At 40.4% G+C, this 22,209-nt stretch carries 25 protein-coding genes; 8 read left to right on the top strand and 17 right to left on the bottom strand.

The genetic code is table 11. The features are described 5' to 3' along the window. Positions 1-15: 15 nt before the first annotated feature. Both pfkB and CSV67_RS10100 read right to left on the bottom strand, forming a co-directional pair. The gene (gene pfkB / locus CSV67_RS10105) at positions 16-930 is read right to left on the bottom strand and encodes a 1-phosphofructokinase (RefSeq protein WP_099631466.1); all 915 of its coding nucleotides are present in this window, start codon (positions 928-930) and stop codon (positions 16-18) included. Further along, on the bottom strand, positions 927-1,679 hold the full coding sequence (locus CSV67_RS10100) for a DeoR/GlpR family DNA-binding transcription regulator (RefSeq protein ID WP_099631465.1): 753 nt from the start codon (positions 1,677-1,679) through the stop codon (positions 927-929). The genes pfkB and CSV67_RS10100 overlap by 4 nt, the downstream gene beginning before the upstream one ends. Before the next feature lie 117 nt (positions 1,680-1,796). Between CSV67_RS10100 and CSV67_RS10095 the strand changes: the two genes are divergently transcribed. The 4 genes from CSV67_RS10095 (at position 1,797) to yfkAB (ending at position 6,028) form a co-directional block, all read left to right on the top strand. Next, a complete protein-coding gene (locus CSV67_RS10095; protein ID WP_099631464.1) occupies positions 1,797-2,063 on the top strand; it encodes an HPr family phosphocarrier protein in 267 nt (88 codons plus the stop codon). Continuing rightward, positions 2,063-3,778, top strand: a complete 1,716-nt coding sequence (gene ptsP, locus CSV67_RS10090; RefSeq protein WP_099631463.1) for a phosphoenolpyruvate--protein phosphotransferase — start codon at positions 2,063-2,065, stop codon at positions 3,776-3,778. The genes CSV67_RS10095 and ptsP overlap by 1 nt, the downstream gene beginning before the upstream one ends. 150 nt (positions 3,779-3,928) lie before the next feature. After that, positions 3,929-4,903: an SEC-C metal-binding domain-containing protein gene (locus tag CSV67_RS10085; RefSeq protein ID WP_099631462.1), complete on the top strand. Its 975-nt coding sequence runs from the start codon at positions 3,929-3,931 to the stop codon at positions 4,901-4,903. A gap of 21 nt (positions 4,904-4,924) precedes the next feature. Further along, the gene (gene yfkAB / locus CSV67_RS10080; protein WP_099631461.1) at positions 4,925-6,028 is read left to right on the top strand and encodes a radical SAM/CxCxxxxC motif protein YfkAB; all 1,104 of its coding nucleotides are present in this window, start codon (positions 4,925-4,927) and stop codon (positions 6,026-6,028) included. Positions 6,029-6,078: 50 nt separating this feature from the next. On the opposite strand, the gene CSV67_RS10075 is transcribed toward yfkAB, so the two are convergent. The 4 genes from CSV67_RS10075 to CSV67_RS10060 form a co-directional block, all read right to left on the bottom strand. Continuing rightward, positions 6,079-6,864, bottom strand: coding sequence for a MetQ/NlpA family ABC transporter substrate-binding protein (locus CSV67_RS10075; RefSeq protein WP_099631460.1), 786 nt, complete (start codon positions 6,862-6,864; stop codon positions 6,079-6,081). A gap of 127 nt (positions 6,865-6,991) precedes the next feature. Next, positions 6,992-7,432, bottom strand: coding sequence for a hypothetical protein (locus CSV67_RS10070; RefSeq protein WP_099631459.1), 441 nt, complete (start codon positions 7,430-7,432; stop codon positions 6,992-6,994). Positions 7,433-7,440: 8 nt separating this feature from the next. Further along, entirely contained in the window at positions 7,441-7,773 is a 333-nt protein-coding gene (locus CSV67_RS10065; RefSeq protein ID WP_099631458.1) for an ASCH domain-containing protein, read from the bottom strand. Positions 7,774-7,895: 122 nt separating this feature from the next. Beyond that, positions 7,896-8,645, bottom strand: coding sequence for a FixH family protein (locus CSV67_RS10060; protein ID WP_099631457.1), 750 nt, complete (start codon positions 8,643-8,645; stop codon positions 7,896-7,898). A 143-nt stretch (positions 8,646-8,788) separates the two neighbouring features. Here CSV67_RS10060 and CSV67_RS10055 point away from each other — a divergent pair, with 143 nt between their 5' ends. From CSV67_RS10055 to CSV67_RS10040, 4 genes are all read left to right on the top strand, one after another. Next, positions 8,789-9,481: a response regulator transcription factor gene (locus tag CSV67_RS10055; protein WP_099631456.1), complete on the top strand. Its 693-nt coding sequence runs from the start codon at positions 8,789-8,791 to the stop codon at positions 9,479-9,481. Beyond that, entirely contained in the window at positions 9,478-10,872 is a 1,395-nt protein-coding gene (locus CSV67_RS10050; RefSeq protein WP_099631455.1) for a sensor histidine kinase, read from the top strand. Before CSV67_RS10055 ends, CSV67_RS10050 begins: the two co-directional genes overlap by 4 nt. Before the next feature lie 6 nt (positions 10,873-10,878). Beyond that, the gene (locus CSV67_RS10045) at positions 10,879-11,439 is read left to right on the top strand and encodes an SCO family protein (RefSeq protein WP_099631454.1); all 561 of its coding nucleotides are present in this window, start codon (positions 10,879-10,881) and stop codon (positions 11,437-11,439) included. Positions 11,440-11,504: 65 nt separating this feature from the next. Continuing rightward, complete coding sequence (locus tag CSV67_RS10040; RefSeq protein ID WP_143560705.1) at positions 11,505-11,870, top strand: hypothetical protein; 366 nt, start codon at positions 11,505-11,507, stop codon at positions 11,868-11,870. Positions 11,871-11,885: 15 nt separating this feature from the next. On the opposite strand, the gene rlmN is transcribed toward CSV67_RS10040, so the two are convergent. The 11 genes from rlmN to hisZ form a co-directional block, all read right to left on the bottom strand. Continuing rightward, entirely contained in the window at positions 11,886-12,962 is a 1,077-nt protein-coding gene (gene rlmN / locus CSV67_RS10035; protein ID WP_099631452.1) for a dual-specificity RNA methyltransferase RlmN, read from the bottom strand. Between the two features lie 85 nt (positions 12,963-13,047). Continuing rightward, positions 13,048-13,224, bottom strand: coding sequence for a hypothetical protein (locus tag CSV67_RS16670; protein ID WP_158232920.1), 177 nt, complete (start codon positions 13,222-13,224; stop codon positions 13,048-13,050). Between the two features lie 97 nt (positions 13,225-13,321). After that, positions 13,322-14,674: a cyclic 2,3-diphosphoglycerate synthase gene (locus CSV67_RS10030; RefSeq protein ID WP_099631451.1), complete on the bottom strand. Its 1,353-nt coding sequence runs from the start codon at positions 14,672-14,674 to the stop codon at positions 13,322-13,324. A 218-nt stretch (positions 14,675-14,892) separates the two neighbouring features. Then, a complete protein-coding gene (gene hisC / locus CSV67_RS10025) occupies positions 14,893-15,954 on the bottom strand; it encodes a histidinol-phosphate transaminase (RefSeq protein ID WP_099631450.1) in 1,062 nt (353 codons plus the stop codon). Beyond that, entirely contained in the window at positions 15,947-16,597 is a 651-nt protein-coding gene (gene hisIE / locus CSV67_RS10020) for a bifunctional phosphoribosyl-AMP cyclohydrolase/phosphoribosyl-ATP diphosphatase HisIE (RefSeq protein WP_099631449.1), read from the bottom strand. Before hisIE ends, hisC begins: the two co-directional genes overlap by 8 nt. Continuing rightward, the gene (gene hisF, locus CSV67_RS10015; RefSeq protein WP_099631448.1) at positions 16,590-17,354 is read right to left on the bottom strand and encodes an imidazole glycerol phosphate synthase subunit HisF; all 765 of its coding nucleotides are present in this window, start codon (positions 17,352-17,354) and stop codon (positions 16,590-16,592) included. The genes hisIE and hisF overlap by 8 nt, the downstream gene beginning before the upstream one ends. Next, positions 17,341-18,066, bottom strand: a complete 726-nt coding sequence (hisA, locus tag CSV67_RS10010; protein ID WP_099631447.1) for a 1-(5-phosphoribosyl)-5-[(5-phosphoribosylamino)methylideneamino]imidazole-4-carboxamide isomerase — start codon at positions 18,064-18,066, stop codon at positions 17,341-17,343. The genes hisF and hisA overlap by 14 nt, the downstream gene beginning before the upstream one ends. A 277-nt stretch (positions 18,067-18,343) precedes the next feature. Then, positions 18,344-18,928 carry an imidazoleglycerol-phosphate dehydratase HisB gene (hisB, locus tag CSV67_RS10005; protein ID WP_099631446.1) on the bottom strand — a complete coding sequence of 195 codons (585 nt, stop codon included), beginning with the start codon at positions 18,926-18,928 and terminating at the stop codon, positions 18,344-18,346. Further along, positions 18,910-20,208, bottom strand: coding sequence for a histidinol dehydrogenase (gene hisD / locus CSV67_RS10000; protein ID WP_099631445.1), 1,299 nt, complete (start codon positions 20,206-20,208; stop codon positions 18,910-18,912). The genes hisB and hisD overlap by 19 nt, the downstream gene beginning before the upstream one ends. Further along, positions 20,205-20,840 (bottom strand): ATP phosphoribosyltransferase, encoded by a 636-nt coding sequence (hisG, locus tag CSV67_RS09995; RefSeq protein WP_099631444.1) that lies wholly within the window; start codon positions 20,838-20,840, stop codon positions 20,205-20,207. Before hisG ends, hisD begins: the two co-directional genes overlap by 4 nt. After that, positions 20,828-22,060, bottom strand: coding sequence for an ATP phosphoribosyltransferase regulatory subunit (hisZ, locus tag CSV67_RS09990; RefSeq protein ID WP_158232919.1), 1,233 nt, complete (start codon positions 22,058-22,060; stop codon positions 20,828-20,830). Before hisZ ends, hisG begins: the two co-directional genes overlap by 13 nt. Between the last annotated feature and the right edge of the window lie 149 nt (positions 22,061-22,209).

Here is a 22,209-nt window from a genome sequence, read left to right as displayed (position 1 = left end):
GAATAGCACCTCTTCCTATAATTTCGTAATGATCACTTGACTCAATAATGACTCAACATCTTCCTTTTCACATAAATCGGACTGGAAAGCGGTGGCACTACCGCTAGCAACTCCATATCTAAAAGCATTTCCCGCATGTCCATCTTTGGAGAAGGATGCGATAAAACCTGATACTAGTGAGTCCCCCGCACCTACCGAATTGACGAGCTTACCTTTTGGTGCAGTGGCTGCCAATGTTTCGTTAGCTGATACATAGAGCGCCCCTTCTTTGCCCATCGATATCACCACATGTTGAACACCTTCACTTACTAGTTTTTTGGCATAACCAACTGCTTCTTGTTTACTATGAATGGGCTTACCAACCAATTCTCCAAGTTCCTGTTCATTCGGTTTGATTAAGAATGGCTTAGTTACTTCCATGATCTGTTTCAAAGCAGGTCCTGATGTATCCACTACAAACTTCACTTTATTTTTTTCACAAAGTGCGGCAAGTTCAGATAAGAATGACGAAGGTAGAGACTCTGGTATTCTTCCTGCAATCACTAACCAGTCATTTTCAGTTAGTCGTCCAATTCGCTCAAGAAGATCTTGAATATTTTTTTCATTTAAACTCGGCCCAGGCCCATTTAACTCCGTTTCATCAGTGGATTTAATTTTCACATTGATTCGGGTAATATCTGCGGTGCGAATAAAATCAGTTTTTATACCTTCTTTTTGTAAAAAGTCCTCAATATAGTCGCCTGTGAAGCCTCCAATGAAACCGCATGCTACCGTATCTACACCTAGTCTGTGAACTACCCGTGATACGTTAATACCTTTTCCACCTGGATAGTAATACACTTCATTTGTACGATTCAGTTCTCCACGCTCAAAATTAGATAAGTAAGCAGTATAGTCTACTGTCGGCATGAATGTACATGTGAAAATCATTTCTGTACCACCTTTACTAACGTTTTTTCTTCTAGTTCATTTAGAATATCATCTGGTATTTCGTCAATAAGCAACACTGCTTCTTCTATAGATAAAAATTTAATGAAACTGTTTCTATTCACTTTGGAATGATCCGCCACTATATAAGTAGTTCTTGATTGCTCTGCTGCCAAACTTTTCACAGTGACCTCATCAGGATCTGGCGTCGAATATCCGTGAACAGGATCAACCCCATTCGTACCCAAAAAACATTTATTGAAATGATATTGTTTTAACGAGTTCCTAGCTTGTTGCCCTACAAGCGCACCTGTCGTAGCTTTGACATGGCCTCCAATTAAATAAGTGGAAATGCCATACTCCGTTAGGGATTCCACATGTGTCAGCCCATTTGTTACCACCGTTATATTACGATCTTTTAGAAAAGGTATCATGTGAAACGTAGTTGTCCCCGCATCAAGATAAATGAAATCCCCTTCTTTGACTATACTAGCTGCCAAGGATGCGACTTTTACTTTTTCAGAAAAATATTTTTCCGACTTGGCTGAAATGCTTAGCTCTTGCATATCTCGATCTGGCATAGTGGCCCCACCATGAATACGTTGAAGTTTATTGAGCGTTTCGAGTTCAGTTAAATCTCTTCGAATGGTAGATTCAGATGCGCCGGTTGCCTCTACTAATTCCGTAATCTTCACCGTTTTATAAGTAGCCAATTTTTTTAAGATTAATTCATATCGTTCATTTGTCAGCATGCGCAACCCACCTTTTCTATCAATAACAACATATTACTTGAATTTTTCAATAAAATCTATCATAATCATTCATAAGCAGTCAAAAACATTCAAAACAATTCATAGGAGGTTATCGTAATGATAAAAAAACAATTCGTATTCAGCAATGGTGAAGGGCTTCACGCACGTCCAGCTGCCCAATTGGTCGCTGCCGCTACTCCTTTCAAATCAGAACTTTCACTTGAATATAAAGAAAAGAAGGTAAATCTAAAATCTATTCTTGGAGTGATGTCACTTGGTGTCGCTGCAGGATCTACCATTACGTTAATTGCAGATGGTGATGATGAAAAAGAAGCAATGAATAAGTTGGAGGAATTATTACGTTCTGAAGGCGCAGAAGACTAATGGAAAATATCCTTCAGGGCATAGCAGCCTCCAATGGTATTTCTATCGCTAAGGCCTTTCGTCTAGAAAATGCTGAGTTGACTGTACTGAAGGAATCCATTTCAGACGTGTCATCAGAGATAGATCGTCTACAAATCGCACTTTCCCATTCCCGATCAGAATTGGCGACTATTCAGAAACAGACACAGGAAAAGTTTAGTGATCAGGAGGCAGCCATTTTCAGTGCGCATTTACTCGTTCTCGACGATCCAGAATTACGCGCTGCTATTACAGATATGATTCAAACGCAACACGTGAACGCCGAATATGCGGTACAAGAAGCGGCAAACTTATACGTGTCCATTTTCGAAGCGATGGACGATCCATATATGAGAGAACGTGCCGCTGATATTCGGGATGTGACGAAACGAATCCTTTCCCATTTGCTTGGCGTAAGCATTCAAACACCCGAAGACATTACACAAGAGGTCGTTATCATTGCGGAAGACTTGACGCCTTCTCATACTGTTCAACTGAATCCCGAACTGATTAAAGGATTTGTAACGGATATTGGGGGGCCTACTTCTCACTCTGCAATTTTAGCGAGAACATTGGAGATTCCAGCCGTTGTCGGAAGTAAAACGGCAATGGCTACGATTCAAAACGGCGAAATTATTATTGTTGACGGGGAAGCCGGGAAAATTATTGTGAACCCTGACGCAGAAACTTTAGTCGCTTATCAAAAAAAGCAACAAGCATTTGCTAAGCAAAAGGCAGAATGGCAATTGCTTGCGCATGAACCTACTATCACGCTTGATGGTCATCGCGTTGAATTAGCAGGAAATATCGGAACTCCTGACGATGTTGAAAGTGTCTTAAAAAACGGCGGGGAAACCATTGGTTTATTTCGCACGGAGTTTCTTTACATGGAAAAAGAACAATTTCCGACCGAAGATGAACAGTTCGAAGCTTATAAAAGTGTGTTAAAACAAATGAACGGAAGCGCTACCGTTGTTCGAACTCTGGACATTGGTGGAGATAAAGAATTATCTTATTTACAAATACCGCATGAAGCCAATCCATTCTTAGGTTTACGAGCTATTCGCCTATGTCTCGATAATGAAGATATGTTTAGAACGCAGCTACGTGCGTTATTGCGTGCTAGTATATATGGAAACTTGCGGATCATGTTTCCAATGATTACAACAATTGATGAATTCAGGCAAGCAAAAGAAATATTCTTAGACGTAAAACAACAACTCATCAGTGATAAAGTCGAGGTAAACGAAACGATTCAACTCGGTATTATGGTTGAAACGCCGGCTGTGGCTATATTGGCTGATGTCTTTGCCAAGGAAGTAGATTTCTTCTCAATTGGTTCAAATGATTTAATTCAGTATACGATGGCCGCTGATCGGATGAATGAAAACGTATCTTACCTTTATCAACCATATAATCCGTCAATTTTGCGCTTTATTAAATTGATTATTGACGCGGCTCATAAAGAAGGTAAAGCAGTAGGCATGTGTGGAGAAATGGCACGTGACGAAACGGCAATTCCTATATTGCTCGGGATGGGATTAGATGAATTTTCTATGAGTGCATCTTCAATCCTTCGTGCACGTTCACAAATTAAGAACCTGTCTAAGACCGCTTTGGAAAGTCAAATAGATCATATTCTTTCCCTGTCTACCGCTGATGAAGTCTTGCAATTTATCAAGAGTTTGGATCGCTAATTATATGTAATGGACCACTCTTTGAATCTAGATGATTCGAAGAGTGGTTTTTAATTTTCCAACTTCGTTTCGCTAATTAAATATCATGCGAACTCGCCTCGCGTTTGGTACACTTAGATATGTAGTAATTTTAATAAGGGAAGTGTTTTAATGGTTGGACGTAATGACCCGTGCCCATGTGGCAGTGGTAAGAAATATAAAAAGTGCTGCGAACGAAAAGATGCGGTGACAGTTGAGGATTTGTTGACAGATGAAATGGAGCACTTATTGCAAACATTTTATGATATTCATCCCCAGCGACCAGATATACCGGCGTTCGTGGAATTTGCCAATACATGGAAATCTTCATTGAATAGTTATTTACCACAAGAAATGATCGAAACGATTGCGCTTGACGAATTTTTCTTCCATAAACGAAGAGATATTTGGGACGACTATGTGGCAAAGCAGAAGAAAAAACATATTCGACCATCTATTCTAGAATTATTGGATAGATGGTCAGAGCCGCGTGTATTTATCGGTGAAGTAACTGCTGTCGGGAATACTTATTTAACAGCTACAAGTATTCTTGGTGATGAAACGATTGAATTGTGGAAAGAAAGCGATAAGCCTATTCCTGTTGGTGTGCACTTCTATTGCTTCATACTTTCTGATGGTACGTCTGAAGGTAATTATCTAGCAGTCTCCAGTTTAATCTTCTTCCCGACTGATCATTCGGAAGCAATCAAACAATTTGCCAAAACACTTGCGGATACTGAAAATCCTTCGCTAAAAGAATCCATCATGAAGTTCTGGATAGCGCTTGGTGAAAGCGGCTATACCGGAGATGAGTTTACTGAATTTGAAGCAGGCGTTATAGAGTCGGCTGATGATTTTTTACAGCAACATGACCGAGAATCGGAGGCATTGCTTGAAGTGCTTGAAGACTTCTTAGTAGATAAGCAGCCAAAAGCACGTAAAAAACTAGCGATTGCAGCGGGCGCAATCCGTTATGGACAAGACAATAACTATTTTGAACCACTCGATATGACACTAAAAGAAATCGCGGAAGCATTCGATGTTTCTACTTCTTCGATGAGTAAATACGCGAAGGATTTGGCGGAATATGCTAGCGATAAAAATTAATTGGTATAAGGAGTTACGTACATGGTACTTTCACATTCCCGTCTACTAGATGCATGGGAAGCGTATCAAGATGTAGAGTTCCACGGTAAACAAGTTCTATCAAGTATAGAATTCACGACGACATACTTATGCAATATGCGTTGTGAACACTGTGCCGTTGGATATATGCTACAACCGAAAGATCCACAAGCATTACCCATCGAATTGCTGTTGCAGAGATTGGATGAAATCCCCCACTTGCGAACGATTAGCTTAACAGGTGGCGAACCGATGTTTTCGAAGAAGTCCGTCGAGCAGTATGTCGTACCGCTATTGCAGTATGCACATGCGCGCGGGATTAAGACGCAGGTGAATTCAAATCTTACTATGCCTATAGAACGTTATGAATTAATTGCACCCTATTTGGATGTACTGCATATTTCACATAACTGGGGTACGGTCGATGATTTCATCGATGGGGGATTCGCTCGTATGGAACGCAAACCGCCACGTGAACGTCGTGTAGCACAATTCGTACGCATGATTGAAAACAGTCAAGCATTGTCTGAAATGGGTGTAATGGTGTCAGCGGAAACTATGCTGAATCGCCGAACATTGCCTCATTTACAGACGATTCATGAACAAGTCGTCCATGAAATGAAATGTGGACGCCATGAAATACATCCCATGTATCCTAGCGATTTCGCTTCGTCATTGGATGTGCTCACTTTGGACGAAACACGTATCGCCATGCTCGATTTGCTGTCCTACCGTGATCCGCAAACTTGGATGCTATTTGGAACATTGCCATTTTATAATTGCAGTCACGACGCGAGAGATCAAGAATTATTTACGAAACTTGCAGCAAGTGAAAACGTCACTGTACGAAATGATCCAGATGGTCGTTCCCGGTTGAATGTCAATATGTTTACCGGAGATGTGATCGTGACAGATTTCGGAGATGTTCCGCCACTTGGAAATATTCAAACCGATCATTTAACCGATCTATACGATAAATGGCAACAGCATCCATTAGCGAAAAGCGTAAGCTGTCACTGTCCTGCTGTGCGTTGTTTGGGGCCGAATTTACTCGTAAAAGATGCCTATTACCCTGATATAGACTTTTTGAAGCGACAACAAAGATAAGTTAGACGAAAAAACCACGTATGGCTCCCAGTTGAGTCCATACGTGGTTTTTATTTTCCGAAGCCTTGGAAATGTTCATCAATAGCTTCTTGGAATGTTTTCGATGCTACTGCTTTTTTAATCGCAAATGCAAAATCCTTCTCACGATCTTCTTCTCTAACTGCAACAATATATTGCAACTCTTCATCAAGCTGTTCGTGCGACAGAGCATCGTCCAATTCCATTTCATTGACCATAATATAATTGTCTGGAATAATTGCTAAATCACCGCTTGCCATAGATGGAATCAGCTGAGCAATCAAGATGGGCTGGATGTTTAGGTTTTTCGGATTACTCTCAATTTGCTTTTCTGTAACCTCATAAGTTGGTGCTTTTGGATCTATTGAAATTAACCCCTGCTGTTCAAGGAAACGTAGGGCTCTTGCCGTGCCTAGTTCATCATTCGGAATAGTAACCCATGAACCATTTGGTATATCGTCCATCGATGTCAACGAGTTGGAGTACAAGCCAAGACCCACACTCGGAACTTCCGTTAAAGCCACTATCGGCAAATCATATTGTTCGTTAAACCGCTGAAGATTGATTTGTTGTTGGTTGATGTTGGCGTCTATTTCGCCATCAGCCAACGCTTTATTTGGTTCGATTAAATCTACGTACGTTTCGATTTCAACTGTGTAACCTAGCTCTTCAAGTGCCGGTTTTAATGCCTGATCGATAACTTTTGCATAAATTCCTGCTGTCGTGCCTATTTTTATTGTTTCATTGCTACCGGTTGGACTGCATGCCGTCAATAGCAACCCTAAGATCGTCAGTAGACCGAGTACTTTCATTTTCATCTTCAAATCGTTCCTTTCAAAAAACTGCTATCTTCATCATATTCGCTGTAATTTTTACTGTCAAACCAAATCCTACAATAAAAAAGATGTGCAACAATGTACACATCTTTTTGCTCGCTATGTAATTTTACCAGACTGCCGGTTTTTGTACCATCAGCCAAAGCATTACCATCAGCAGTCCAATATAGATCCAGGCAGTGCGTTGCAACTTATTGACCACAGCTTCCCTATCATTGCTTGGTTCATGGAATCTTTTCAATACAGAGGAGAAACCAGTTGCCAAGAAGAATCCGGACAGCAACATGACGCCTATTGTGAGAATAACCCACGAGGTGTTCCATGGCCATGGACCAAATAAAATTAATAAGATACCGGTCACAACGAGCACATGGCCTGAGTGCATAACGAGTCGTATAATGACCCGGATAAACGCAAGATAGATGTCTTCCGCTTCTGCTTTAGCAGTACGTAGCCGACGTATTAATGGCAGTAGGAGAAATAATGGGCCTACTGAAATTACAGCCGATACTACGTGCGCATAGACAATCGCTCCGTAATAATAATTCATTTAAGAGATTATTTCTGAGCTGGGCTATATTCGTGCACCCAAACTTTCATTTTAGGAAGCCAAGGCATTTTGTCGTGGATTGACAACATCACCTGTTTATATTCTTCAACTGTTTCATGACCTTCAGATTTGGCATCTTCATCTGTTAGTTCACCGAGTGTTTGTTCATACAATTTCTCAATTTTGTACTCTTTGCCTTCTAACGTCATAATTTCGCCAGGGTATGCATACACACCATTACGTCTAGTTGCCCATTTTTCACCGTTAAGTACTTTTTGTACATCTTCTGGAATTGTTACAAGTCTTTCGATGGAACATGTTTTCTCTGGATAGTTTGTCATACTAACACTCCTCTTTGTTGGTTAATCTTTCACGTATACTAGTGTAACCCTTTTCATCAATGAATTACAGCTTTTACTTCCCAATAAAATACCCTCCCCACCGGAGTGACGAGGGATGATATTTATTTTACTTCTACTGTATGTTCTTCGTGCTCGTGTATCTCTTCATTTTCAATGTGGATAATCACTTGATAGCTGCCCGCTTTAGGAAATTGATAGTTGGCTGTATATTCACCCGGTTTCGCTTCATCCGCATCTACCCATTTAGTTTCTTTATCTGCCGAGATGATTTCATAGCGGACTTGTGCCTTTAATGCTTCACCGTCAAGCTGTGCATGTGTCATCAACACTGTATCTGTCGCTGCTTTTGCTGACTCAGGTTGCATGAAATGAAGAGATAATCCTTCCACTCCATCGCCATGTTCATGATGTTCATCGTCTTGTGCACTTTCATGTTCATCCAATTGATGACTCGCATCTCCGATTTGGATTTGCTTTTTTGGCATGACATGCATCCCCCGCGCAGTAACATGAACCTGTACGTGATACATACCATCTGTCTCAAATGTATTTTCTGCTGAATAAATACCGTCTTTATCATGGGTTGATTCTACGTGAATACTGTCTTCTTTCTTGCCTTCTTCCCAGATTTCATACTCCACTTCTGATGCATCATCTACATTTTCTTCACCTTGTGTCACATGTGTAGTAATGAATACCGGTTCATTGACATTTCCTTGTTCAGGTACCGTAAGTTCTACTTCAATTGGTTCAGGTAAAACAGCTTCCGTCGGTACCTCTTCATCTTGACCACAACCAGCGAGAATACCAATCATTGCCGTACTCATGACAAACATTCCAAAACGTTTCATCTTTTCATTCTCCTATCTATTCGTTTAGCTGTTATGATTATAAAATATGATTACGAAATTTCAATGAAGTTTCGACAACTTTTTGAAACTTCATTTGGATTTCACATGTTTTCCGGAAAATTAGCGTGCAGAGATTTTATGAAATGAGGCGTATTGAATTGGGTTACCAATTATTGATCATTGATGATGAACCGCAAATGCGGGATTTAATTCGTGTCATTCTCGAAGATGCGGGATATACCGTAATAGAAGCCAGTGACGGTTTGCAGGCTTTGTCGGCCGTTAAGCAACATACTATAGATTTATGCATAGTCGATGTGATGATGCCTTATATGGATGGGTTCACATTTGCAGAGGAGATGAAACGTACTTCTTCGATTCCTTTGATTTTCCTATCTGCACGAGGCGAAGAATGGGATAAAGTACAAGGGTTGAAGCTTGGTGGTGATGATTATATCGTCAAGCCCTTCTTACCAGGAGAACTTGTGGCGCGGATCGAAGCGGTCTTACGCAGAACCTATCGCCACAATCCCGCTCCACTCGTATTGCACGCAGGTCCACTTACCATTAATGAGGACTCGTATACCGCACAGCTTAACGGAAAACCTTTAAGTCTAACTTTGAAGGAATTTGGCTTGCTATTGTTGCTAGTCAAACATAAAGGGCGCGCATACTCCCGTGAACAATTACTTGAATTGGTCTGGGGCGATGATCACCAGAGCAGTGAGCGTACAATCGATACACATATCAAAACACTACGTCTAAAATTAGGGGACGCAGGTAAAATGATTGAAACGGTATGGGGAATCGGCTACAAACTAGAGGATCCTGAATGAATAATTTGAATCTGAGCAGTAAGATGTTGATTGTGTTTTTGGGCAGCATCACCTGTACCATCTTATTTTCATTCTTCTTCATTCATTACTTGTATACAGATTTATATAAAGAACAAATTAAAGAGTCAATCATATATCAAGGAAATCGAACAGCTTCTCATTATCATTACGGCGAGCTAAGTGATTCGATCATTGAAAAGATTCAATGGTATAACATTGTCTCGGAGTATGAAATCATCGTTGTAGACCGTCTGGATGATTTAACATCCCATTTCCCTTATCAGATCAATTATCAATCACTAATTAATGAAAACGACGAGAAGATACTAGAAACGGGTAAGCCTGTTATGAAAGAAGGCTATGTGGATGAACTAAAACGGGAAATCTTCGGTGGAATTTTTCCCATTAAAGGAGAAAACGGATTAATAGGTTTTATTTATATTTATGTTCCGCTCGCCGCGATCCAAGATGTGTTCCATGATAGTCTTCCGCTCATGGTACTTGTAGGCAGTATTTTCTTTCTTATTCTATTTTTGATTTTGCAACGTGTATGGCGTTCGTTGTTCGAGCCACTGCAAACATTGCAGATCTATTCGGAAGAAGTGTCTAAAGGCAATTATTCGAATCGACTCAATATGGTACGGACAGATGAAATAGGTAAGCTTTCGACTGCATTTGATTCAATGAGTCGTTCTCTTGAAGAACAAGATCAGCGCAAGAAAGACTTCACGTCAAATATTGTACATGAGCTCAGGACACCTTTGACGTATATTAGCGGTTATGCTCAACTTTCACGCGATAAAATCGATTCGTCTCCTGATGATGTAAAACAATACTTATCGACCATCGAGAAAGAAACTGAACGCCTGAAAAAGCTCATACATGATTTAGTCGAGCTAAATCATTTAGAGCAGGATGTTTATTCATTGGAAAATGAACCGATTGCGATCGCACAATTACTGTTGGATACATTGGAATTATTTATGATTCGGTTACTGGATAAAAATATTCAGTTGCACACATCGATTGATGAGGAATTGATTTTAGAAGGAGATCCTAAACGATTGCAACAAGTTTTTTATAATACGATCGATAATGCAGTAAAATATGCTGAGCAATCCATTTCTATTCATCTCACAGCCAGTAAGCACGGTGTACAATACCGCATCGCGAATGACGGCGTGACAATCGGAGATGAGGACATAGATCATATCGGAGAACGTTTTTTCCGTACCGATAAAGCACGAACTCGCACGACAGGCGGTACTGGACTTGGCCTGTCGATCGTCAAAGAAATTGTAAGGTTACACGAAGGAACATTCACGATTTCCAATGAAACAACAGAAACTATTGTGGTGATCGAATTGCCTGAGCAAATGCGAAAGGAGTGAAAGCAGTTGAAACGTTTGATTCCTTTTATGTTGATGCTCATAGTATTCGTCAGTGGTTGCAGTGAACCACTTGAGCGTGGGAAACAAGTTCGTGAATTCACCTTTACAGATCAACATAATCAACCATTTAATTCTAAATATCTGTCTGGTTCGCCCTGGATTGCAGACTTCATCTTCACGAATTGTACAACAGTATGTCCGACATTAACGAGTGAGATGGCAGATCTACAAGCTGAATTGAAAGATCGGGACATCGAAATGAACTTCATTTCGTTTTCTGTCGACCCTAATACCGATACACCTGCAGTATTGAAAGACTATATCGCAAACTTCACGGATGATGAATCCAACTGGCATTTGCTGACAGGCTACACACAACTAGAATTTGAAGCATTTGCACGTGAAGAGTTCCAGACTTTTGTGCTGAAACATGAATCTTCCACTCAAGTTGTCCATGGCACAAATTTTTATCTAATGGATTCAGAAGGCTATATGATGAAGGAATATAATTTCTCAAATGAATCTTATAAAGAAGAATTATTGGCTGATTTAAAACGCTTGAAATAATAGTCGGAGGGCGTGACGTATTTCGTCGAATCCGCTATACTAGGATAGGAAAGCAGGTGTACGTGTTGGATCCTCGTTATTGGAAAGCCGGTTTTTTTACTGCATTGATTTCATTTGTTCTACTCATTTTAGGCGTACGGACAGTACTTGGACATGACCTAGTCGTCAATAATTATTTGACGTTTGCAGTGTTCGGTCTTATGGTCGGCATTGTCAGCTCCCTCTTATTATTCTATGAGCTATCCATTGCATTTAAAATGTTCATGGTCGTTCTTGTTCTAGCATTTGCTGAAATGTTCCGCAGCTTCCTGATGATGGATAATGAATTCTCGGAAGCAATCGGAATTTTATCTTTATTCATTATTTCATCTTTCGGACTAGCTATCTCCATTATTGTACAGTTTATTGTAAAATTAGCTCGCAAAAACTAAAAACCGGTTGGAGAATTATTCTCCGACCGGTTGTTTTTTCACTTTCTTGATTTGTTTACTTCTCAATTGACCACATGCTGCATCGATATCCGTACCGTTCTCAAGACGTACTCCACAGTTGATGCCTTTACGTTTAAGTGCTTCGTAAAACGATTTAATGGCCTCTGGTTCACTGCGTTGATACTGACCGTGCTCGTCTACCGGATTATAAGGAATCAAATTGACATAAGACAAGTGACGTTTATCAGCCAACAGCCTGCCTAGTTCTTCCGCCTCTTTCACATGATCATTCACATCGCGCAGTAAAATGTATTCGAATGTGATTCGACGATTAGTAGTTTCTAAATAATAGTTAATGGAATCCATTAGTTTCTCTATCGGGAATGCTTTGTTAATTTTCATGATAGATGAGCGTAACTCATTATTAGGTGCGTGTAATGAAACAGCTAAATTAATCTGAATGTTTTCATCCGCAAAGTCTTTAATTTTCTCTGTCAAACCACTTGTGGAAACGGTGATATGACGCGCGCCAATAGAGAGACCTTTTTGATCGTTGACAATATGCAAGAAATTCATCAAATTCGCATAGTTATCGAATGGTTCGCCGATTCCCATGACAACGATATGACTGACACGCTCGTCTTCACCTTTGCCGTCCAGATGCTCTTGGACTTTCATGATTTGACCAACAATTTCCCCTGCACTTAAATCACGATTTTTACGCAATAAACCACTTGCGCAAAAACTGCATCCGATATTACATCCTACCTGTGTCGTCACACACACAGAATAGCCATAAGGGAATTTCATTAAAACCGTTTCAATCAAGTTGCCATCTTCCATTTTAAAGAGAAACTTCACTGTGCCGTCTTGTGATACTTGCTTGACATTTTGTTCAAGTGTTTGGATCGAGAAGTTCTCATCCAACAAGTCTCGCGCTTCTTGATTGATATTTTTCATTTCATCAAAGGACAGTACACGTTTCTTGTAGAGCCAGTCCCATACTTGGGCTGCTCGGAATTTCTGTTGTCCGTTTTCTATGAAGAAGTTTGTCAATTGTTCAATTGTCAAACCATATATGGATTTTTTCATGTGATTTCTAGCCTCATTTCAAAATTGCAATCTTGTTATTATACTACAAGTTTGCAGTAAAAGGAACAACTGATTAGATTTATAATCATTTTTGCTGAACGTCTTTGTCCGTTCTAAGCTTCATGAAAAATGATAATAGGTTCAATGTTGCGAGTACGACAAAAAAGATCCCCATACCGGTATTTCCTGTAGCGATTCGATCATATGCAAAGTACGCCATCACCACACCAATGACAAGATCGATAATTTTTGAATTAAACAAGATCCTACCCCCTTACTGTCCTATTCGTAGTATAGCAGAAAAAAGCACCTGCAACCGAATTTCCATCCGGTGCAAGTGCTCGATAAGCTATCTTTTCTTACACATTTGTCGTAGTAAGTTTATGTTTTTTGATGAAGTCTGTTAGTACTGTTTCAAGATTTGGGGTTCCGATTTCATCCAAATCGTAATAGACACGTGTGCATGGCTTGTTTATATTAATGACTCGTGACAGATCCATAGGTGTACCAATAATGACTGCATCTACATCAGCTGCATTGATCGTCGCTTCCAAATCTTTTAACTGTTCTTCGCCGTAGCCCATTGCTGGTAAAATATTTTCGATGTGCTGATACTTATCAAAAGTTGTGATTAAGCTTCCTACTGCAAATGGACGCGGGTCAAAAATTTCAGCTGCACCAAGACGCTGTGCTGCAATTACACCTGCACCCAGTTTCATTTCACCGTGAGTCAATGTCGGACCATCTTCAACAATTAGCACGCGCTTGCCTTTGATGATTTCAGGATTATCAACAGAAATTTTTGATTCCGCTTTAATAATTGTACTGTTTGGTGCTGCAAATTTAATATTGTTTTCAACCGTTTGAATTGCTTCTTCCGATGCACTATCAATTTTGTTGATAATGGACACATCTGTTGTACGCAAGCATACTTCACCTGGGTAGTATTTCAATTCATGGCCTGGACGGTGTGGATCGAGAACTGTGATCGCCAAGTCTGGCTCGTAGAATGAAAAGTCATTGTTCCCGCCATCCCAAAGGATTACGTCACAGCCGTCTGGATCATTTTCAGCAGCATCCAGAATATCCTGGTAATCTACCCCTGCATAGATGATATTTCCACGGTCAACGTGCGGCTCATATTCTTCCATTTCTTCAATCGTACATTTATGTTTTTTGAAATCTTCTACCGTTGCATAACGCTGCACACGTTGTTCAGCCAAGTCGCCATAAGGCATTGGATGACGAACAGCTACTACTTTCAAATCATGCTCAAGCAATGTTTCGATAATTTTACGGGATGTTTGGCTCTTCCCTGTTCCCGTTCTAACAGCACAAACAGAAATAACTGGTTTATTACTTTTAATCATCGTTGCTTTTGATCCAAGGAGTGTAAAATTAGCACCTGCCGAGTTCACAATTGCACCAATTCCCATAACCTTTTCGTAGCTTAAGTCACTATATGAGAAAACACATTCATCTACTTCTAGTTCTTTGATCAACTCAGGTAGCTGATCTTGTGAATAAATAGGAATTCCTTCAGGATACAATTCACCAGCTAATTCAGTTGGATATTTACGTCCATCGATATCCGGGATTTGCGTAGCTGTAAATGCCACGACATTGTATTCTTCTTTACCACGGTAGTATGTATTAAAATTGTGGAAGTCTCTTCCTGCCGCACCAATAATGATTATATTTTTAGTTTTCATAAATTTATCTCTCCAATCAAGCTTCTTTTTATTATTATAAGCCAAAATGTATAAAAATACAATAGAAAATATTAAAAATACATGTATTTGTATACATATACATATTTTATTTGTCATATATTGTCGCCAAAGCTACTATAGCAACCATCTATGCATCTTTCTATACATTTACGACAAGAAAAAGCCATTCAGTATCGAATGGCTTTTGATCAATTTATTCATCTAGTAAGTTGCTTAAGCACTTCAAACAGTGTATTCATCTGATCGTCTGTACCGATCGAAATACGTAAATAATCACGAATATCCGCTTGGTCGAAGTGACGGACTAAAATTCCACGATCTTTTAATTGTTGATACAATACTTTTGCGTCCTTGTGTAAAGGCTTAACAAAGACGAAGTTTGCATCGGATGGGAGAACATCAAAGCCTAACTCTTTTAAAGTATGGACTGTAGATTCACGTGTGCGAATGATTTTATTTGTACTTTCCGAAAAGTATGCATGATCAACAAATGCAGCGGTAGCCCCCGCCATAGCTAAGCGATCAATTGTGTATGAGTTGAAGGAATCTTTGATTCGCGTCAATCCTGCTATCAATTCAGGTTGTCCAAGTGCGAATCCGACACGCAATCCTGCTAGTGCACGAGATTTAGATGTGGTTTGAATCACAAGTAAATTTGGATAGCGATCAATCAGTTTCATCGCAGACGGACCTGCAAAGTCTATATATGCTTCATCGATAATGACTACTTGATCCTGATTATTTTGCAAAATATCTTCGATTACATCTAACTCAGCATAAATACTTGTCGGCGCATTTGGGTTTGGCAGAATGACGCCGCCTGGTGAATTATAGAACTGCTTTTTGGGTAATGTGAAATCAGCATTTAATGGAACTTTTTCGAATGATATATTAAATAGCTTGGAGTAGACCGGATAAAAACTATAGCTAATTTCCGGAAACCTAATTGGTTTTCCTGGCTCGAAAAATGCCATGAATGAAAATGCCAGTACTTCGTCAGAGCCATTACCTACAAAGACATGGTCTTTTGTCAGTCCATATGTCTCCGCTATCGCGTGACGTAATGGATCTACTGTTGGTGAAGGGTAGCGTTGCAATGTGTTGCCGTTTAACTCCTCTTGAATCGCCTCTAATACTTTTGGGCTTGGTGGATACGGGTTTTCATTCGTATTTAATTTAATGATATCTGGCTGATTCAACTGCTCACCCGGAACATAAGGTTCTGTACGGCGTGCAACTGTGCTCAGAAATCTACTCATTGCGTGGCACTTCCTTTTTCGGTCTTCTTTCACGTAACACTTGTTGAACATCCGTTAGATCAACGTCAAGAATATTCATTAATACAAGTGTATGGTAGACCAGATCTGCAATTTCATTGGATACTTCTTCTTTATCTGCATTTTTTGCGCCGATTACGACTTCCGTAGATTCCTCTCCGACTTTTTTCAACACTTTGTCGATACCTTCATTGAATAAATACGTCGTATACGAGCCGTCTATCGGATTGGCTTTGCGATCTGCGATTTCGTCAATTACTTCATAGACGACTTCACGTAATGATTCTTCTTTTTCCATTGCTGTTGTGAAGAAGCATGTTTTTTCGCCCGTGTGACAAGCAGGACCTTGTGGAGTAACTTGGATCAGTAAGGTATCTTGATCGCAATCTACAGAAATACGTTGCACTTGCTGTGTATTTCCGGATGTTGCGCCTTTATTCCAAAGTTCCTGTCTCGAACGGCTATAAAACCAAGTTTCTTTTGTTTCTAACGTCTTTTCAATTGAATCCTTGTTCATATATGCAAGCATTAGGACTTCCCCTGTGCGATCGTCTTGTACAATCGCTGGGATTAGACCTTTGTCGTCAAATTTTAATGCATGGATGTCTAGTGTCATTTTAGTCATTCCTAACTGCGATATTTTCTTTTGCTAAGTAATTTTTCAAGTCTCGAATATTGATTTCATTGAAGTGGAATACGGATGCGGCTAGGGCTGCATCTGCTTGGCCTTCTGTAAGTACATCTTTAAAGTGTTTAGGTTTTCCTGCACCACCACTTGCGATGATTGGAATAGTAACAGCTTCAGCCATAGCCTGGTTGAGTGCTAGATCATACCCGTCTTTGACTCCATCTTGGTCCACGCTATTGACAACCAGCTCACCAGCGCCAAGTGCTTCCATTTTCTTCGCCCATTCAATTGCATCGATCCCTGTTTCTTCCATACCGCCTTTTGCATAAACGGACCACTTGTTTTCGCCTTCTTGACGAACATCCATCGATAACATCACACGCTCCGATCCGTATTTATCCGCTACTTCTTTGATTAGTTCCGGATTCGTCAAAGCTGCACTATTGATAGATATTTTATTCCCACCCAATTCAAATACTTTGTCCACATCTTGGAGTGTACGAATTCCTCCGCCTACGATGAACGGGATCGGCACTTCTTTTGCAATTTCTTCAATTAAATCAAGGAACATACCACGGTTTTTCGTGGATGCAGAAATGTCATAGAATACGAGTTCATCAGCGCCGTCTGCAACATACTTTTTTGCTAATGTAAGAGGATCTGCCACTTCCTGAACGTCTAAAAATTTCTTTCCTTTTACAACTTTACGATTATCTACGTCTAAACACGGAATGATCTTTTTAGTTGTTGACATGACTGTCGTCCTCCAATAGTTTCTTTAAGGATAAATTGCCTTCGTATAATGCTTTCCCGATAATAGCACCGTACATGTCTTCAGCTGCGAGTTTCTTAATGTCCTCTTCTGTAGATACACCACCTGATGCGATAATATCGATTGAAGATGCATCATCCATAATTTTCAGTTCTTCAAAGTTTGGTCCTTGAAGCATGCCATCTTTCATAATATCCGTATAGACAACTGTTCTGACACCTATCTCCGCCAAGTCCTGTAATAAATCAACTGCTTTGACGTCACTTGTTTCCGTCCAACCGTCTGTTGCGACCAAGCCGTTACGTGCGTCGATGGAGACAGCAATTTTGTCACCGTACTTTTCAACGGCCTTTTTCAAAAATTCAGGATCTTGGATGGCTGCCGTACCGATAATGACACGTGCAACGCCGTTTTCGATATGTGAGTCGACAATGTCCATATTGCGAATTCCGCCGCCTACTTGAACGGGGATACTGACTGCTTTTGCGATGGCTTCGATGGCTTTTTTGTTGGCGGAGTTTCCTGTTTTTGCGCCGTCTAAGTCTACGACATGGATGTATTCGGCTCCTTGGTTTTGCCACTCTTGTGCCATGTTTGTTGGTGAGTCGTTATAGATTATTTCTTGTGCGTAGTCCCCTTGAATGAGGCGTACACATTTGCCATCTCTTATGTCGATTGCTGGGAATAAAATCATCAACTAGTCCTCCTATAAAATGAAGTAAGCATAAAAAACTCATTGGCGCCGTTGATCTGCACTATGGGCGGACGCTTTCCTGCGGGCATGGCTTGAGCCAAGCGAACAGCGAAGGGTTCGCTTTGCCGTATTACTGTTTACTTTGCAGAAATTAAGGCATCTGTCCGGGTCTCAAGACTCATGCTATTCCCGCGGGAGTCGCCGCCCTCCGTTCCGATCAACTAGTATATTCTTATACATTGTATATTTTTCAAGATTCAAAACCGTAAAACTTTAATTACAAAGACCCTTTAGTAGAAGGTATGCCTTTTACGTCTGGGTTGATAGTGCTGGCTACGCGTAGGGCGCGGCCGAAGCTTTTGAATACGGATTCTATAATGTGGTGTGTATTTTTTCCGTAGTTCAAGTTGATGTGTAATGTGATTTTGGCGTTGTTTGTAAATGCTAGGAAGAATTCTTCGACTAGTTCTGTGTCGAATTCGCCTACTTTGTCTTTCATTCCGTCTACGTTAAATACAAGGAATGAACGGCCACTGATGTCGATAGATGCTGTGGATAGTGCTTCGTCCATTGGTGTGGAAACTAACGCAAAGCGTTCTATTCCTTCTTTTGTGCCGATGCATTGGTTGAATAATTGGCCTAGAACAATACCAACGTCTTCTACGGAATGGTGTTGGTCCACTTCAATATCGCCTTCACATGTTACAGATAAATCAAAGCGTCCGTGTTTTGCGAATGCTGTCAGCATATGGTCGAAAAATCCAACACCCGTGTTGATATTTGTCTTTCCCGTTCCGTCTAACGAAAATTCCATTTCAATAGATGTTTCGCCTGTCTTACGTGTTAATTGTTGTTTACGCATTCGTATCCAGCCTTTCGTACTTTAATCGAGTTGGCATGTCCTGTTAATTGTTCGGCATTTGCTAATGTAATGATGTCATCTGCCACTTCTAACAAAGCGTTCTCGGAATAGTAGATAATACTCGACTTTTTCATGAAATCATATACGCCTAATGGAGAAGAAAACGCTGCTGTTCCACTCGTCGGCAATGTATGATTCGGTCCAGCCATATAGTCACCCAATGCTTCAGGGGAGTGCTGGCCTAGGAAAATAGCTCCAGCGTTTCGTATAGCAGCCAAGTGCTCCATAGGATGATCGATCATTAGTTCCAAATGTTCTGGTGCTAAACGGTTCACTGTATCAAATGCTTCTTGTAGTGAATCGACTACAATGATACGTCCAAAGTGTTCTATAGATTGTGCTGCAATTTCCTTGCGGTCAAGTTCAGCTAGCTGACGTTCAACTTCTTTTGAAAGCTCGGTCGCAAATACTTCGCTCGTCGTGATACAAACTGCCGCCGCACGCTCATCGTGCTCTGCTTGAGATAGTAAATCTGCTGCTGCATAAACAGGATTTGTATTGGCATCGGCTACGACACAAATTTCACTTGGTCCAGCAATCATATCGATTGCCACATCACCGAACACCCACTTTTTCGCTCTCGCAACGTATGCATTTCCAGGTCCAGTGATTTTGACGACCTTTTCAATTGTCTCTGTTCCGTATGCTAGGGCAGCTATTGCTTGTGCTCCACCTACTTTAAAAATTCGATCGACTCCCGCTTCTTTCGCTGCTACTAAAACGTGAGGATTAATCTTGCCGTCACGTTGTGGGGGTGTCACCATGGAAATTCGTCCGACTCCCGCAATTTTAGCCGGTAATGCATTCATTAAGACCGTCGACGGATAGGCGGCTTTTCCGCCCGGGACGTACAATCCAACACTGTCGATTGGTGTTACTTTCTGACCGAGCATGATGCCTTCATTCGGATTCAAGAACCATGATTGCTCTTTTTGTGCTTCGTGATAAGTCGTGATTCGCTCTTTTGCTGCATGCAATGCGCGGTAGAAATCTTCTGTAACTGCTTGTTCTGCTTCAGTGATTTCTTCTTCTGTGACGATCAAGCGGTCAAGCTTCACTCCGTCAAAACGTTCAGTGAAATCCAGTAATGCTTCGTCGCCTTCAGAACGAACTTTGTCAATGATGGATAAGACATTGCGATCAAACTCCAAATCCGTTTGATTAGAGTTATCTCGTTCTAGTAGTTCTTCTATGAATTCAGCCCCACGAATGATCTTCATGAACGCACCTCCAAACCTTCCTTCATGTCTTTGATGAATTGCTGGATATCTTCAGTTTTCGTAGCATAACTTGCCTTGTTGACTATTAATCGGGCACTGACATCCGCCATCTCCTGCAAGACAACGAGGCCATTTTCTTTTAATGTTGTACCCGTTTCGACGATATCGACAATGACATCTGACATGCCAATCAATGGTGCGAGTTCAATCGATCCATTTAATTTGATCATTTCAGTACGAATACCTTTTTTGTCGAAAAACTCTTTCGCAACTAATGGATATTTTGAAGCAACTGTTAGAAATGGTATGTTTTCAATTGGTGTATCGGGATATCCCGCTACCGCAAGCTTACAACGTCCAATTCCTAAATCCAGTAATTCATAGACATCACGTGGATCTTCCATCATGACATCTTTTCCAACAATCCCTACGTCAGCTGCGCCTTTTTCAACGTACACTGGAACGTCTACTGCTTTGACAAAAATGAGTTTAATCTTTTGCTTGTCATCATAAATGACGAGCTTCCGACTTTCATCAGTGAATTCTGAAAAATGCACATCTGATTTCTCAAGAAACTTCATTGCACGTTCTGCCGTTCGTCCTTTTGCCATCGCCACTGTTAGATAATCCATTCAGGTACCCCTTTCTTGCTTGCGATAAAATCAAGCAATTGTTTGAAATCGATGAACTCTTTTGTCTCTTCTTGATCTACTAGTTTATTTTGCTGTTCTGTTAATTGAATCGTGTAGAGACTGTCTGACTGGTGTTTTGCATCAATCATAGATTTAGAAATAACACGATAATCACGCTCTCTTAACTCATTCGTTATATCGATTGCGTATTTAATACGGCTTTCTTCATATAATACAGTCACGTCGATGCTATATCGTTCCTTCTGATCTCTATTGGATGAAGCTTTGACTAATGATTCGATTTCACATGCAAAACCAATTGCCGGTAATTTCATGCCAAACTCTTCACTTAATGCATCATAGCGCCCACCCATTAATACCGGCTTGCCAAAATTCTCTACATAGCCTTGGAAAATGATTCCTGAGTAATACCCCATATGATTGATCAAGCCAAGATCGATGACGATATGCTTCTTCAATCCATATAATTCGACGATATCGCACGTTTTTTGTAAATAGTTGATTGCCTCTTGCGCCGATTCACTAACTTGTAAGTTTTGTAGTTTTTCAAACACTACTTCAGGCGCGCCGTATAATAGAGGTAATTGCTCGAGTACTTCTTTAACGGAAGGATCAATTGACAACCGCTGTAGGAATGGACCTATTTCTACGACGTTTTTTGCTTGAATCAACGTCTTGAGTTCAGCTGTTTGTTCTGCTGTGATATTGGAATCCGCGATCAATTCATTGAAGAATCCTGCATAACCAATTTCAATTTTCACATCTGTAAAACCTACGTCCCGTAATGCGTGACATGCAAGCATGATCGTTTCAGCATCCGATGCCGGTGAACTCTTGCAATAGAACTCGACCCCTGCCTGCGTTTTACCGATTCGTTCACTTTCCTGGAATGTCTGTCTAAAGACTTCCTGCACATAATAATAACGCATTTCTTCAGGTAAATTATCATGCAACTGAACGAGTTGCTGTGTCAATGGTATCGTAACGTCGGGTCGTAAAACGAGTACTTCACCGGTATAGTCAATTACTTTGATCATTTCATTTTGATTAATTGAGGTACGTACATTGGAATACAGATCATATTGTTCAAATGCGGATGTTTTAATGCGTTTATAGCCATATGTAGTGAATCGTTTTCCTAATATGCCGATGATCTTTTCATGCTTTTCATGTTCGTTTCCAAGAATTTCAGAATACAAGATATCTTCTACCGCCTTCCATGAGTAAAATATACTTCACTGCTTTACCACGCTAAAGTTAATTATTACTATAATGGTTTTGTAGAGCGTTGTCAACTGTTAGAAGCAGCGTTCATCTGCTACAATATGTACTATAGAAAAGGAGACTG

Origin of the sequence: Sporosarcina sp. P2 (assembly GCF_002743255.1) — a bacterium.
Taxonomy (GTDB): Bacteria; Bacillota; Bacilli; order Bacillales_A; family Planococcaceae; genus Sporosarcina.
The sequence above is the reverse complement of the archived record's forward strand: the minus strand, read 5'-3'. Positions and strand labels throughout refer to the sequence as shown.